The sequence below is a fragment of the Rhodococcus sp. FH8 genome (genome assembly GCF_019266085.1).
Taxonomy (GTDB): Bacteria; Actinomycetota; Actinomycetes; order Mycobacteriales; family Mycobacteriaceae; genus Rhodococcus_F; species Rhodococcus_F qingshengii.
In genome coordinates, this window is the sequence record NZ_LPNQ01000074.1 from 34461 (window position 1) to 49044 (window position 14584).

Annotated in this window: 14 protein-coding genes; 9 read left to right on the top strand and 5 right to left on the bottom strand. The window is 64.9% G+C overall.

The window, feature by feature from the left end:
* Positions 1 to 380 precede the first annotated feature (380 nt).
* The 5 genes from ATN38_RS19945 to ATN38_RS19965 are packed head-to-tail and all read left to right on the top strand — an operon-like array spanning position 381 to position 3607.
* Entirely contained in the window at positions 381 to 647 is a 267-nt protein-coding gene (locus ATN38_RS19945) for a hypothetical protein (RefSeq protein WP_218748442.1), read from the top strand.
* Entirely contained in the window at positions 644 to 1606 is a 963-nt protein-coding gene (locus ATN38_RS19950) for an FAD:protein FMN transferase (protein ID WP_218748443.1), read from the top strand. The genes ATN38_RS19945 and ATN38_RS19950 overlap by 4 nt, the downstream gene beginning before the upstream one ends.
* Positions 1606 to 2163: a ferric reductase-like transmembrane domain-containing protein gene (locus ATN38_RS19955; protein WP_218748444.1), complete on the top strand. Its 558-nt coding sequence runs from the start codon at positions 1606 to 1608 to the stop codon at positions 2161 to 2163. The genes ATN38_RS19950 and ATN38_RS19955 overlap by 1 nt, the downstream gene beginning before the upstream one ends.
* Entirely contained in the window at positions 2160 to 3371 is a 1212-nt protein-coding gene (locus ATN38_RS19960; protein WP_218748446.1) for an NADH-ubiquinone oxidoreductase-F iron-sulfur binding region domain-containing protein, read from the top strand. The genes ATN38_RS19955 and ATN38_RS19960 overlap by 4 nt, the downstream gene beginning before the upstream one ends.
* A complete protein-coding gene (locus ATN38_RS19965) occupies positions 3368 to 3607 on the top strand; it encodes a ferredoxin (protein WP_003941236.1) in 240 nt (79 codons plus the stop codon). Before ATN38_RS19960 ends, ATN38_RS19965 begins: the two co-directional genes overlap by 4 nt.
* 178 nt (positions 3608 to 3785) lie before the next feature.
* Here ATN38_RS19965 and ATN38_RS19970 read toward each other — a convergent pair whose 3' ends face one another.
* The 4 genes from ATN38_RS19970 to ATN38_RS19985 all read right to left on the bottom strand — a co-directional run bounded on the left by ATN38_RS19970 (position 3786) and on the right by ATN38_RS19985 (position 10345).
* Positions 3786 to 6341 carry a DUF2156 domain-containing protein gene (locus ATN38_RS19970; RefSeq protein ID WP_308256365.1) on the bottom strand — a complete coding sequence of 852 codons (2556 nt, stop codon included), beginning with the start codon at positions 6339 to 6341 and terminating at the stop codon, positions 3786 to 3788.
* A 214-nt stretch (positions 6342 to 6555) separates the two neighbouring features.
* Positions 6556 to 7848 (bottom strand): esterase family protein, encoded by a 1293-nt coding sequence (locus ATN38_RS19975; protein WP_256932010.1) that lies wholly within the window; start codon positions 7846 to 7848, stop codon positions 6556 to 6558.
* Positions 7849 to 7996: 148 nt separating this feature from the next.
* Positions 7997 to 8860, bottom strand: coding sequence for a hypothetical protein (locus ATN38_RS19980; protein WP_218748455.1), 864 nt, complete (start codon positions 8858 to 8860; stop codon positions 7997 to 7999).
* 108 nt (positions 8861 to 8968) lie between these two features.
* Positions 8969 to 10345, bottom strand: coding sequence for an ATP-binding protein (locus tag ATN38_RS19985; protein WP_030537366.1), 1377 nt, complete (start codon positions 10343 to 10345; stop codon positions 8969 to 8971).
* An 82-nt stretch (positions 10346 to 10427) separates the two neighbouring features.
* Here ATN38_RS19985 and ATN38_RS19990 point away from each other — a divergent pair, with 82 nt between their 5' ends.
* The 4 genes from ATN38_RS19990 (at position 10428) to ATN38_RS20005 (ending at position 13785) form a co-directional block, all read left to right on the top strand.
* Entirely contained in the window at positions 10428 to 11234 is an 807-nt protein-coding gene (locus ATN38_RS19990; RefSeq protein ID WP_080712791.1) for a hypothetical protein, read from the top strand.
* A 227-nt stretch (positions 11235 to 11461) separates the two neighbouring features.
* Positions 11462 to 11803 (top strand): hypothetical protein, encoded by a 342-nt coding sequence (locus ATN38_RS19995; RefSeq protein WP_030537364.1) that lies wholly within the window; start codon positions 11462 to 11464, stop codon positions 11801 to 11803.
* Positions 11804 to 12054: 251 nt separating this feature from the next.
* Entirely contained in the window at positions 12055 to 12402 is a 348-nt protein-coding gene (locus ATN38_RS20000) for a hypothetical protein (RefSeq protein WP_063836248.1), read from the top strand.
* 162 nt (positions 12403 to 12564) lie between these two features.
* Entirely contained in the window at positions 12565 to 13785 is a 1221-nt protein-coding gene (locus ATN38_RS20005; RefSeq protein ID WP_030537362.1) for a phosphodiester glycosidase family protein, read from the top strand.
* 108 nt (positions 13786 to 13893) lie between these two features.
* On the opposite strand, the gene ATN38_RS20010 is transcribed toward ATN38_RS20005, so the two are convergent.
* Entirely contained in the window at positions 13894 to 14574 is a 681-nt protein-coding gene (locus ATN38_RS20010) for a response regulator transcription factor (protein WP_030537361.1), read from the bottom strand.
* Between the last annotated feature and the right edge of the window lie 10 nt (positions 14575 to 14584).

Genomic DNA, 14584 nt, shown 5'->3' on the forward strand with positions numbered 1-14584 from the left:
CTACATGATCGGTAGTATCCAGATTAGCGTCGTCACCGAGGCCGCGCATCGACGCAGCGAAGAGCGGCCGACCGAGATACCACCAAACCCCCTATAAGAAGCCTTACTCGCGTGTTGCTGAAGGTCCCTTGAGGATGAACGGGATGGGCTAGAACGGCGCTGGGTCGGACCACTCTCAGCGCTCTTTCAGCACCCTGTGGGCACTATGAAGCCAAGTCCATCGACTGGTCGACCTCCGCAGAACACACAAGGTTCGCGATCGATCGTCCAGGAAAGTTCGTACCCGAGTTGCAGCGCACGCACAGCGTCTTCCCAGCAAACTCGCACACTCTGGATCTCGAGGCCCTCGACCACGCGGGCCGATATCGGAAAGGCCTCGCATGACTACACCGGAATCCGGCTTTCGTAGAACCCGTATCGCTACTGCGGCAGTGGCAGGAATCGGGGTCGCCGTCGCGATCGGAACCTCGACCCTGGCATTCCTCGATACCCAGAACACCGGTACAGCCAACGCAGCGACCGTCTCGGATACGACCTCGACCACGCAATCTGCCAACGGAACCAGCACCACTACGAACCCATTCGGTGCCTCGCCGCCTGTCTCATCGGGATCCGGAACAGCACACAGCACCACCCACGGCTCATGACTAGCGTCGCCGAGAATGATTCGGTAGCCGAGTCCCGTTGGCAGATATGGAGCACCGACGCTCATCTCGTCGTGACCGACCCGATGTCGCTCGAGGCTGCGGAATCGATGGTGCGCAGCGAACTCGATACGGTCGATCGCGCATGCAGCAGGTTCCGGCCCGATTCCGATGTCATGAACCTGGCCGGCTCACATATCCGGCCCGCCCCCGTCGGTGCCGTACTCGCCGACTTCGTGCACGCGTCGCTACAGGCAGCCGAATTCACCGACGGTGCAGTGGACCCGACGCTCGGCTCGGCGATGATCGAGCTGGGCTACGACCGGGACTTCTCACTGCTCGAACCACCCACCGAGGGTTCCTCCACACCCGTGTCGTTCGTACGCCGCGCCGACTGGACGATGGTGACCCTGCACGACGGCGTGCTCACGGTTCCGGAGGGCGTTGTACTGGACCTGGGAGCGACCGCGAAAGCGCTGGCAGCCGACCGCTGCGCGGCACTCGTCGCGTCCGAACTCGGCTGCGGAGTTCTCGTCTCTCTCGGAGGTGACATCTCGACGAGCGGTCCGCAACCGAGCACGGGATGGCATATTCGAGTGTCCGACGGCGACAACCAACCATCGACGACGATCACCATCGGATCGGGCGTCGGAGTTGCCACGTCGAGCACCCTGCGGAGGCGATGGTCGAAAGGCGGAAAGACTGCTCACCACATCCTCGACCCGCAACTCTTAGTTCCTGCCGACCCATACTGGTGCACAGTCACCGTCGTCGCACAGAGCTGCTTTCTGGCAAACACGGCCAGTACCGCCGCCATCGTGAAAGGCCCGTCGGCCGTTCGATGGCTGACAGACAACGGCCTTCCCGCCCGAATGATCGACGCCGACGGCGACACGACACTGACACCCGGATGGCCCCATAACAGTGCCCACATCGGACATCCGATCACCGAGGAGCACTGATGGATCAGGCATTGTGGGCACTCGGACGGGGAACAGGCATCGCGGCGTTGGTGCTACTCACCCTCTCCATGGCATCGGGAATGGTGACGCGATCGGGGAGACCGATCCTGACGCTCCCACGATTCGGCGTCGTGGAACTCCACAAGAACACGTCCCTGTTGGGGTCGCTGCTCATCGCGATCCACGTCGGTTCACTGTTCTTCGATCCCTACGCACAGCTGAACGTCATCGACTCGGTGGTCCCGTTTCTCGGGCAGTACCGGCCGTTCTGGCTCGGCCTCGGCACCCTCGCCGTGGATCTGATCATCGTCGTCGTCGCCACCGCTCTACTGAAGCACCGACTGGGGCACAAAACATTTCGAGTCGTCCACTGGTCGACGTACGCCCTGTGGCCGATTGCCCTCGCCCATGCCCTGGGCAACGGAACCGACGTCGGACACGCATGGTTCCTCTCCATTGCTGCAGTGTGCGCGGCACTGGTGACAGCCGCGACGATATTCCGGCTCCGCCACGATTTCCTCGAATTTCACCACACCCGAGCAGGAGCACAGCGATGACGACCTCGAGCCTCACTCACATTTTGTCCGGTGCCGCGTTCGACCTCGACCGACATGCGCACATGTTCGGGCCGGTGCCTGCGGGCGATGATTCGGTCATCGCGGCTGTCTCACGTTCCGGCCTGGCCGGGCGCGGTGGCGCAGGTTTTTCGGCCGGGGCGAAGATGGCCGCCATCACCGGTCGCCGCCCGGTAATGATCGCGAACGGATCCGAGGGCGAACCGCTGAGCAGCAAAGACGCTGTCCTACTGTCCGATTCACCGCATCTCGTTCTCGACGGCCTCTCGATTGCCGCGGCCGCAGTGCGCGCCACGGATGCATTCCTGGTCGTACCCGCCTCGCATGCCGAACGGTTGCGCAACGCCATCGCCGAACGGCGACACAGTCGTTGGGATCGCACCGATGTCCATGTCGTCGCGTCCGCCGGACGCTTCGTATCCGGGGAGAAAACGGCTCTGATCGCGGCGGTCGAGGGGAAGCCGCCGATTCCGCGATCCTCGCTGACATCGTCATCGAAATCGGGAGTGAAGGGACGTCCGACTCTCGTGCACAATGTCGAGACTCTCGCGCACGTCGCCACCATTGCGCGATTCGGCGTCGACTGGTTCCGAGCGTCCGGAACTACGAGCGAACCTGGAACGATGCTCGTGACGTTGTCCGGTGCGGTGCACAACCCCGGCGTCGTCGAGGTACCGATCGGAAGCCGACTCGAGTGGGTCGTCGGCGATATCGGACGAGCAGACATAGACCACACTCGCGCTGTCCTGGTCGGCGGTTATCACGGAACCTGGATCAACCGAGCGGACCTCGCAGGGCGACGCCTCTCGAGAGAATCTCTCGCCGCGATAGGCGCACGTCCGGGAGCGGGAGTGGTACACGCGCTTGCAGTCGACACCTGCGGTCTTCGTGCCACGGCCGACATAGTCGACTACCTTGCACGGGAAAGCGCTGGGCAATGCGGGCCTTGCCTGAACGGGCTCCCCCGGCTGGCGTCGGTGTTCGGCGACCTCGCCTACCACCGTCCCGGTGAACAGACGCTGAACGAGATCCGCCGCTATGCCGGGCTCGTCGACGGGCGCGGTGCATGCCATCATCCCGACGGAACCGTACGGCTCGTCCGGTCGGCCTTGACCGCATTCGCCGACGACGTGCGCCTGCACAGCACCGGCCACTGCGAGGCAACAGCGCGATTGCGGAGAAAACGATGAGAACCGACCGAACATCCGACATGCAGCTTCGCATCGACTGGACGCGCTGCGACGGCCGGGGCCTGTGCACCGAACTGCTCCCCGAGATCCTCTCCCGCGACGAGTGGGGCTATCCGCTGTCTGCGAGCCCTGCGCCTGTTGTGCGATCGAGATCACTCGGTGATGCACGTAAGGCCGTCGACCTGTGCCCGCGGATGGCGTTGTCGTTGCACTCACCGGGCCGAACGGCACCGTAGAGCGGTCTCGAGACGAGACTGTCCGAGGAACCGGGGCTACAGGATGGCTCCTGAACCGACGTGATTTCTGTGTTCGGTGTGCCGTCGCCGAGCATCCTGCGGATGCGGTGTGCCGTATTTCGTGGCCGTTTGTCGTGGTGGATGCAGGTCGTGACGACCTGACGATGGTCGACACACGTCAGGATCGGCGAAGCAATGCAGTCAGCAAGCGCACACTTTGTACCGGGGAAAGCTGAGGTAGATACGCCTTGGTGATGGCACTGCCGATGCTCGCCAACGCTGCTGGGTCCGGGAACGCCATGTACATCGGGCTGTAGTCGGGTTGGAACTTGGATTTGAACGCGAGCAGTGATCGAAAGCCGTACACCGGTTCGAGAGTTCGCCCGAGCAGGTCCAGGGATCGATCCATCACTCCGGTGGCCGGTGAATCCGATGATGCGGCAGTCACCGCGTGTGCCAGCGGAGCACCGGAAAGACTGAGGAACTGTGCGCCTTCGTCTTTGACCATCATCGCAGCCGAAGCGATCAAGAACTCGATGGCCGGCCGGAAACCGTCGGCCCGACGCCGCATGAAGTCCATCGTCCACCCCGCCACGAGTCCGTCGCGATAGACGGGCATCCAGGAGGTAACAGCGTGCACCGTGCGGTGCTCGTCCACGGCAATGAGGCAGCGGACATCGCGGTCGTCGAGTTCGTTCAGTCCACCGAGGGTGAACCCCATCTCGGGCATGCCCTTGTCGGTCATCCATTCTTCGGAGATGGCCGCGATCTGGTCGGTGATCGCAAAGGGTGCGTCCGGGTAGGAGAGCCACTCGGCGTGCACAGCAGCTTTCCCGGCGCGGTTGAGTGCTGTGCGCACGTCTTGAAACTTCTTCCCGGTGAACGCCAGGGTCGACACGTTCAGGACCGCCTCCTGGGCGACCTGCACACTCGACCACCCGAGCGTGTCCGTGACCGAACGAACCTCGGCCGACACCGAATACAGGCACGGTGTCCAACCGTTCCCGACGCAGAAGTCCGCGAATCCGAGCAGCGCTGCGCGCAGATCGACTGCGGGGCACACCGGGCTTCCGGTGGTGACAGCGACACGGCCGATCACCCGATATGCGACGAAGCCCGTGCCCGAGTCGTCGAACCAGTACTGGTTACCCGGCCATGTGGTCATCCACGACAGTGATCCCCCGCCGAAGGACCGCAGGATGTCGCGGGCGCGGACGACATCACCGGAGTCGACTGTGTAGGCGGGTTTGGTGAACGTTCGGAACATCGCGACGGTCAGCACGAGCCAGAACACCACTCCTGTCCACTCGAACAGCAGCGTCGCTGGCGTGTTCGTGGGTAGTAGACGTGGGTCGAGCCACTGCAGGTCCACCGGTGGGATGAGACGGTTGGGGAATTCGGCGATGAGCGCGGTCGGTGTGGCCACCGGGTCGAACCCTGCCCGTGCAAGCCAGCCGGCGCCGACGAAGACCACGAACAGCGTTGCCACTGTCACCGCCCCCGCGTACCCGAACCGGCGGTACGTCCCCGACGGCGCGGCAGCATCGAACAATCCACGCGACCACAGCAACAAGGCCAGGATGACGATCGGAGTCAGTACCGGTATCGCGGATCTCGCGATCTGCGATGTCTCGTCCAGACCGTAGAACACCGAACCCGGTGTGACACTGTCGATGTAGCGCAGAGCAACATTGAGCACGGCCAACCCGATCAGTACCGCCTGAGCGATCACGGCGGTCCACCAGGCACCACGTCGGCCGCGCCGCAGCCCGTCCGATACCGCCAGCACGAATACGGTCGGCATGATGGCCAACAGTGTGGGGCCGATCCCGGAAAGCCTCAGTGCAGCAAGCCCTTCCCTGCATTCTTGGGGATCCCCTCCTGCCGCGCACAGTGCGCGGATATCGCCCACCGTCGCTTCGGATCCTCCGAAGACGTCTTTCAGCCCGGCGAACGGGCCGATCGCATTCGGGGAGAGAACGGCGAGGATGGGACCGACTGCGCTGGCAGCGACCACGAGTGCAATCAGCAGACGACCCTCACGTTGTGTGCCCACCATCGGTTGACGCCGCGCCGGCCGACCGAGCAGCAGCGGGCCGACGATCAACCCGATCGCTGCCGCCACGAGCCGGATGACGTCTTGCAGGTGCCCACCGAAGAGCACCAGGGTGATCAACAAGGTCACGGTCACCACCCGCACCCGCCACCGCCACAACGTGCTCATCGACACCGTCGACGCCATGACGACCCCGACGATCCACGTGGTCGGACCGACCGCGACACCACTGTGCAACGTCGAGGCCCACCGTAGGCCGATACGCTCGGTGATCGAGGTGAACAGCACCCCTCCTGCGGTGCCACCCAGTTGTGTCAGCACCGCGGCCGCCACCCATCGCGGCGTCCCGAGTCGCTTCTCGAGCGGTGCAGCGACGAGCAGCACCAGAAGCGTCGCAAGCAGATACCCGGTCAGGCTCGGCGACCACAGACCGGCCGAGAGCAGTGTCCACACTCGGCCCTGCCGCAGTGACTCGGTCCCGACACCGACCTGAGCCAACACCGATGGGCTCGGGCCGCGCCCGACACTCGACGTCGCGATCGCCGCCGCCCACATAACGAGGACGAACAGTGAGCTCGCCGGCGCACGAACTATGTTCTCGCGCAGGAACGTTCCTGCCGAGGCTGTGTACCGGGGCAACGACCGCACGGCGGATCTGGCGGCGGCGGTGGAATTCACCGCGCGCTCCTTTACCCGGGTGTTGTGCGGTAACGAGTGTTTCACGATCTCGGGTCCTCCTCGTTGCGGACCGCGCACGAGTGGTCCTCGCGCGGTTCCGATCGCATCGCGAGCCGACAGCTCGCCCGGGTTCTACAAGATCTTCGAATCTTTCCGACGCCCTGTGGTACTCGCCGCCGGTCGAGTCCATCCGGTCCAGGGCTGCAGCGCCGGGTCATGGTGTCAATCCCAACCGGGTTCCCAGCCACGGCAACGACTGCGAGAGCCCCGGTCCCCACACACTCCAGCTGTGTCCTCCCGGGAGTTCGAGGTAGCGTACGTCCACCCCGGCAGCGGTGGTCGCGGCCAGTACCCGCTGAGCCTGCGGGCCGTACGTCCGGTCCGTACTACCGGCGACGATGGTTCCGGCGGTGTCGGGCAATCGTGTGCGCGCGAGCACGTCGAGGGGGTTCACCGCGGCGAATGCGACGGGGTCACCGCCGAAGAACTGGTCCATCGTCTGTCGACGGGTTCCCACTGTCGGTTCGTCCTGCCCGGAAATATCGAGGAACGTCGGATACACGGCCGCGGCGTTGACGGCGAGCTGCAGTGCGCACGTTCCTCCGGCCGACATGCCGCCCACAGCCCAGTGGCGAGGGTCGGGATCGACCTGAAGTGTGGAGCGGATCCAGGCGGGTACGTCCACGGACAGATAGGTGAACGCGTTACCGGCAGGCGAGTCCACGCAGAGGGTCTGAGCGAGCCTGCTGCCGAGTGGATCGGCCACCACGACGACGGGGGCAAGGCCAGCGTGCGCGGCGGCGTAGGAGTCCAGTACGGCATCCAATCTGCCGCCGTCGAACCAGTCTCGCGGTGTCCCCGGTTGCCCGGGGACCAGAACCAACACCGGAAGCTGCGCGCGCGGAACACTCAGATACGCCGGTGGCAGGTAGATCCACGCCTCCCGAGCTCGGAATCCCGACATCAGCCCCGGGATGCTCACCGTGGACACGATCCCTGTGCTGGACATCGACTGCGGCGGTGACCAACTTCGGCTCAGTGGCACTCCGGGTTCCGCGCTCGTCAGCGCCGGTGTCGTTCCCGGTACCCGGGAGAAATCCACTTGCGACGCCAGGTTCAGCCCGAGGGCGGTCCGCACGGTCGGGTATGCACCGAAGTGGTTGTTCACCTGTGCAGCGCCGCTGATCACCACACAGGCCACAGCAACCAGTGACAGCAGCTTCATCCGCACCCGCGCTGGACCCAGCAACGCCATCGCCAACGCCGCTGCACCGAGCCCGGTCCAGAGCACCGCAACCACCGGCAGAGGATCGGGGAACGGCCGCCAGAGAACGTCGACCGAGACTGTCGTCACCGCCGCAGCGGCGACGCCGACCATCAGCGCCACCGGTAACCGTCGACACCACCAGCGGCGCCCCCGGCCGACAGCGAGCACCAGCAATGCCACCACGCCGAGTCCGAGCAGGGCGGCGCGCACCGGGCCGTAGAGGACAGGTATGTCGATCATCGACATGACGTCCTTTCGCAGGTGACTCCGAGGCCGCCTTGTCCGATCCCATGCTGTCCCAGCACCGGCCTGCTCGCACGGAGAACGCCCGTATGGGGAGGTGGGTAAGACGATCGATACGGGGACAGGCGCGAGGAACGTGCGGCCCTCACGCAGGGTCGGGCAGGAGCTCGCCGTTGGCTTTCTGCGGTTCCCCGGTCCGTCGGTGGGTCGGGGCAGGGAGAGTATCGACGGGGCCGTTGCGGACACGGATCGCCTCGGCGACGACGAAGCCGACGAGCACGCTCAGCAGTGCAGCGGAGGTCCATTGAGTTCCCCATCCCAAGCCGCCGTGGTCGGTGGGCTTGCTCAGGAAGTCGCCACCGGTAGCGCCGAGGGGGCGGGTGAGAACGAACGCGATCCAGAACAGGGCGATGCCGTTGACGGAGGTCAGGTAATGGGCTACGAGTAGCGCGATCATGACCGCGAGCAGGATCAGTGCACTGGTGCGGAATCCCAATCCGAGACTGTCAGCGAGGAAGTCGCCACTCGAGGTACCCAGACTGTTGGAGAACAGGATCGCGATCCAGTACAGAGTTTCGCCGCGGGCGGTGGCGATGTTCTCCACGTCGAGGGTCTGTCCGCTGCGCCACCAGAGCAGGAACACCACCGCCAGACCTGTGATGAGCAGGACCGCTCCGCCGGTGTAGCCCAGTCCGCCTGTGCGGTTGAGAAGATCCGACAACGTCGTGCCCGCGGTGCTGGTCAACGCGATGACCGTCCAGAACAGGGCCGGGTGGTAGCGCCGGGCTCGTAGCTGGAAGATCACCGCGATCAGGAACAGTGCCGCGAAGACGACGGTAGCGACGAGGTAACCCACGTGCAGGGTCTGAGCGAGCAGATCCCCGCCGGTCTCGCCGAGAGTGGTGGCGAGTATTTTCACCACCCAGAACGATGCCGTGATGTGGGGAAGTTTGCGCGCGACCCGCAGCGCGGATCGGCCTGTCGTGGGCGGGTCGTCCGAAGCGGTCATCGAGAGTCCTTGTCCAGTCGCAGAAAATGCCCACCCGTGCGGGCCACCGCTGGCGCGGCAGATCAGAGACTGACATCTGCTTGTTGAAGAACCGCTGAGAACGCGCGCTCAGCGGTTCAGCGGAAGGCGGATCTCGAACCGGGCACCGCCGGCCGGCGACTGCGACACCGCCACCGTCCCTCCGTGCGCGGCGACAGTGCCTGCGACGATGGACAGTCCCAGCCCTGTGCCGCCTTCATCACGTGTTCGTGAGGAGTCCAGGCGCACGAAACGGTCGAACACTTTCGCGCGCTCGGACTGCGGTATCCCCGGCCCGTCGTCGTCGATCCGGATGATGGCGTGTCCTGCCGATTCGGCGCAGGACACAATGATGCGGGTCCGGGCGTGGCGGACGGCGTTGTCGGCGAGGTTGCGCACCACCCTGCCCAGCGCGCTGGGGTCACCGGTCACCCGAACGGGCACGATCGACGACTCCACCAGTACCTCGGACACGGCCTCGATACGTTTGCCCTCCTCGTACAACAGGTCGTCGAGATCGACATCGACCGCCGCGACGGGCAGACCGGTCTCGTCCGACCGTGCCAGAAGCAGCAGATCCTCGATCAGTCGACGCATTCGGCGCGCTTCCGGAAGCAAGGACTCGTCGATCATCGCCTCATCGAGAAGGTCGGGCCGCGACGATGCGAGTTCGAGAGCTGCGGTGATCGTGGACAACGGACTTCGTAGTTCGTGGGATGCGTCGCTGACGAAGCGTTGCTGCGCTCGTTGTCCGACCTGCAAGCGTTCGAGCATCGCGTTCATCGTCTGTGCCAGGCGGGCGATCTCGTCGCGGGTTTCGGGTACGGGAATACGTTCGTCGAGTTGGCGACTGGAAATCGACGCCACCCTGGACCTGATCCGTTCGACCGGGCTCAATGCCGCACCGACGAGGCGGTACGTCGCGAACGCGACCAGGGCGATCACGATGGGACCGACGACGGTGAGCAGGATCGCCACTGTGGACACGACGTTTTCCACCGGTTCACGGTCGGCCCCGACCACCACCGTCACCGGCCCGGAGGGCGATGTGGCTCCCTGTGCGGTAACCCAGAAGTCGCCGTCCTCACCGTAGGACACTCGGCCCAGATCACGGGTCGCGGCCGGGGCAACCTGCTCGGTCGTAACAGGCGCAGCGCCATCCCCTCGGGACTGCGCTCGTACCGTCCCCGATCCGTCGATGACCTGAATGATGCCGATCTGCCCGTCCGTGGCCAGTAACGAGTCGTCGATCTGCGCTGCGGTGTCGGATTCGAGCTGTTCGGCGACCTGCAGGCCGCGGGCAGCGGCAGCAGATCGAGCGGAGTTCTCGAGCGAGTTGTACAGGACCCCGAGGAGCGCACCGCCGGCGATGACGAGGCAGACGGCGACAACCACTGTCGATGCCACCGCCGAGCGCACGCGGACGGTCCACGAACGTGGTCGCAACAGATCGAGGGTCGAGTGCATCAGGTCAGTGTCCCGTGTCCCCTCGTGAGAAGCATCTGCTCTTCAGCGTCTCTTCAGGAACGATCTGCCAGAGTCCACGACCATGACCACGACCACCGCGCGCATGTTGGCGAGCAAAGTCCCCGAAGTGACGCTCTTGTTCTGGGTCATCAAGATCCTCGGTACCACCGTCGGAGAGACGGCCGCCGATGCACTCAACGTCGATCTCGGGTTCGGCTTGACCGGAACCACCGTCGTCGTCGGTGTAGTGCTGGCCGCGGCCCTGATCTACCAGTTCACGCTGCGCCGGTACGTGCCGTGGGTCTACTGGCTGGTGGTCATCCTGATCAGCATCGCCGGCACGTTGATCACCGACAATCTCACCGACAACTTCGGTGTGCCCCTGGCCATCAGCACCGGGTTCTTCGCTGCCGGCCTGATCCTGACGTTTGCAGCGTGGTACATCAGCGAGGGAACACTGTCGATCCACAGCATCAGAACCCGGCGCCGTGAAGGGTTCTACTGGCTGGCGATCCTGTTCACCTTCGCGTTGGGCACCGCCGCGGGCGATCTGGTCGCCGAGCAGCTCGCACTGGGATACCTGACATCGGCATCTGTGTTCGCGGCGATCATCGCGGTGGTCACCGCCGCGCACTACGGGCTACGACTCAATGCCGTCCTCGCGTTCTGGATCGCCTACATTGTCACTCGCCCCCTCGGCGCGTCGATCGGCGACTATCTCACGCAAGACAAGAACCTGGGCGGCCTCGGACTGGGACCGACCGTCGTCACCGCGGTGTTCGGCGTCGCCATCGTCGGATCGGTGGCGTATCTGAGCATCTCCCGCGCCGATGTCCTCGACACCACCACCGTCAGCTCCGGGACCTCCGACGCAGCGCACAGCGCATGACACCGCCCGTCGAACATCACCCGAACACCGGCCGGGCGCGGCGCACCACGCCGTGCTCACGTACCCCGCGAGTACCGCGCGGTGCGTGCCTGTCCATTCACCGATAGTCCTGGCGCGCCCCACCGCACCGACGGCCCGCTGTGTACGACCGTGGGCCTAATCGACCGATACCAGACACAGGCAGCGGTCGCTCCCGACCCACCGGGCCGATCTCGAGACGAGGATCGATGACCGACACGGCAGACACCGAACAAGCACGCGTGTTCATCACCATGTTGCACGCCGAGATCGCCGTGATCTCGGCGCGAATCGAAGGAGCCGAGAAGATCGCCCGGACGGCCTGGGAGGTCGGCCGAACATCCTCTCGCCGTTGGTATGCCGACGATGCACGTATCCAACGCACGATTCTCTACGAGCTACATCGTCAACTCGATTCCCTGCACACTCGCTTCCCGGGTGTACGAGTGCCGGAGGCACCGAGGTCACCGTCGACGCCGGAGAGTGCCGGAGGCACCTCACCCCTGACCTCGTCGAGGCCTGCGCCCACTCACCGTGAACGAACACCGTGATCAGGGCCGCAACCGAGAAGTGCAGGACCGTCGACCGATTCGACGAACTACCCCAACTCATCGGAGCCCCTGTAGCTCGCTGGTCGACAGCAGCTCCAGCTGTGTCCGACGATGTGCAGCGGCACTGCGCTGCGCCGCGCGATGTCGACCTCACTCTCAGGTGTCCACAGGGATCCTTCAGGAGCAGTCGAGCATATTCGGGGTTGTACCGCACGCAATCAGATGTGCATCCGACAACCGAAGGAACCCTCGTGAACATCAAGAACAGGATCGTTGCGGTCGCCGCCGTCGTGCTGGCCGGAGCATCCATCGGCGGTGGCATCGCAGCCGCACAGACCCTCGAACAGCCCACAGCCTCGAACAGCAGCGTCGTCGACACTCCCGAAGCGGGCGACACACCGGACGCACCGGGCGCAGCAGATGTGCCCGAGGCCGGCGACACACCCGACGCACCGGGCGCCGCAGACGTACCCGAGGCCGGCGACACACCCGATGCACCCGGTTCCGTCGACAAGCAGGAAACGGGCGACACACCCGATGCACCGGGCTCGGTGGACCTACCCGAGGCCGGTGATATCGTCGACGCCCCCGGACAGTAAGTTCCTCGCTTCACCCCGCAGCGCCCGCAGGCCCGTTGGCCTCCGGGCGCTGCCCCTATTTCATCCCAACCCTGTTGCTTCCGAACGCTTTTCAGTGTTCCTTCAGTCTCGTCCGCGCATGATCGAGATGTACCGGATCACTTCTGGCAGGAGATACCACTCATGCTCGCACCGACTCGCCCGACACCGCCGGACCACAGCGACGACCGACAGATTTCGCGCCGCGAGGTGAAGATCTGGAAGCTTCTCGCGGCGGCAGCACTCGTCGTGCTCACCCTTGCCTCGGTGTCATACGCGCGAGCGCTGCTGACCCCGGGATATGCGACCTGGAACGACAAGACATCATCATGGATCCGCGACCATGGGGGTGGCCCCGTCCTCAACGCCTACGAGAACTGGCGCTACGCGAGCCCACCGTCGGACACCCCACCCGATCTGTCCGGATTCACCTCGGCCACAGCCATTGCCGGCGGCACCCCGACATCGTTCGCTACTCTCCCCGTTCTCCCCACTGTCACCGGATCGCCGGCTCCGACATGGACACCCGGCCGCACGGGAGCCGATGGAACTCCGGTCGCCTACATTTCGCACTACCAGCCGGACCCGGCCCATCGCAGCGCAGTGGCCGGAGTAGCGATCGTCTCCGGTTCCGCGACGGTCGCCCACCTCGTCGACGGCACGAGCCAACCCCGCACCGACGGCAATGCCGCTGCATCGGTACCTGGTTCCGAGGTACCGAATCTGGTGGCTGCGTTCAATTCCGGGTGGAAGATGAAAGATCTTGCCGGCGGATATTTCTCGAACGGTGTGGCGCGGCAGGACCTGCAGAACGGCCAGGCCTCGGCGGTGGTCGACGACTCCGGGCACCTGAGTGTCATCGACTGGAGCAGCGGCGCGGCAGTGGACCCGCACATCGTGGCGGTGCGGCAGAATTTACCGCTGATCGTCGACCACGGCTCGATCGCCGCGGGCGTGCACTCGAACGCCGACAGCCGCTGGGGCAGCGCGAAGAATCAACTGCAGTACACCGAACGATCGGCATTGGGGACCACCGCGAACGGCGACCTCGTCTATGTAGCGGCGTCGAGAGTCGACCTCTCCACCCTGGCGCAGGCACTCGTCGATGCCGGGGCGGTGACCGGGATGGAGCTCGACATTCACACAGGGCTGACCGAGTTCAACTCCTGGACAGTCGATCACACCGGGACGTTGACACCGACGACGATCTTGCCGGGAGTCCAGAACAGACCCGACCGCTACCTGGCCCCGGATCAACGCGACTTCTTCTATCTCACTCTCACGACGCCGACGCCGAATCAGCAGTGGGCCGCAGCGGACACCGCGTCGACGCCGCCGAGCGTGGTCGACGCCGCGGGCATCTAGGGCGCACCCCAGCGGCCGACACGGCTCCTGTCGACCGAAAGAAGCCACCGGCCAACAGGTGCGGAGTACACGAACGGCGAGGGTGTCGGTGCCGCAGAACGAGGATGCTCAGTCGGCCGCCGCGACGGTGAGGCGGTATCCGACCCCGCGGATGGTCTCGATGCTCTTGAGCCCGAACGGTTGATCGACCTTCTTGCGGAGATAGCCGATATAGACCTCGACGATGTTCTCGTCCCCGTCGTAGTTGACATCCCACACCGACCGCACGATCTCGGACTTGGTCACCACGGTGCCGCTACGCCGCATCAAGAACTCGAGCACACTGTATTCGCGCGGGGTCAGCGCAAGTTCTGCACCGCCTCGACTGACGCGGTGGCGCGCGGGATCGAGTTCCAGATCGCCGGCAGTGAGCACCGCGGGGCGCTCGGGAGCTCCCCTTCGCATCAGGGCGCGCAGGCGAGCAACCAGCACCACGAAAGAGAACGGCTTGACCAGATAGTCGTCTGCGCCGAGATCGAACGCATCGGCCAGATCGTATTCGCCGTCCTTCGCCGAGAGCATCAGGATCGGTGTCCACACCCCCTGCGCCCGAAGATCTCGCACGATGTCGTAACCGTGTTTGCCCGGCAGCATGATGTCGAGAACGAGCGCATCGAACTCCCCCGTCGCTGCACTGTGGAATCCGTTGTCACCATCGTGTTCGACCTCGACAGTGAACCCATCGGCCACCAGACCGCGACGCAGCATCTCCGCCAGGCGCACTTCGTCCTCGACCACCAGTACCCGCATCGACAACTCC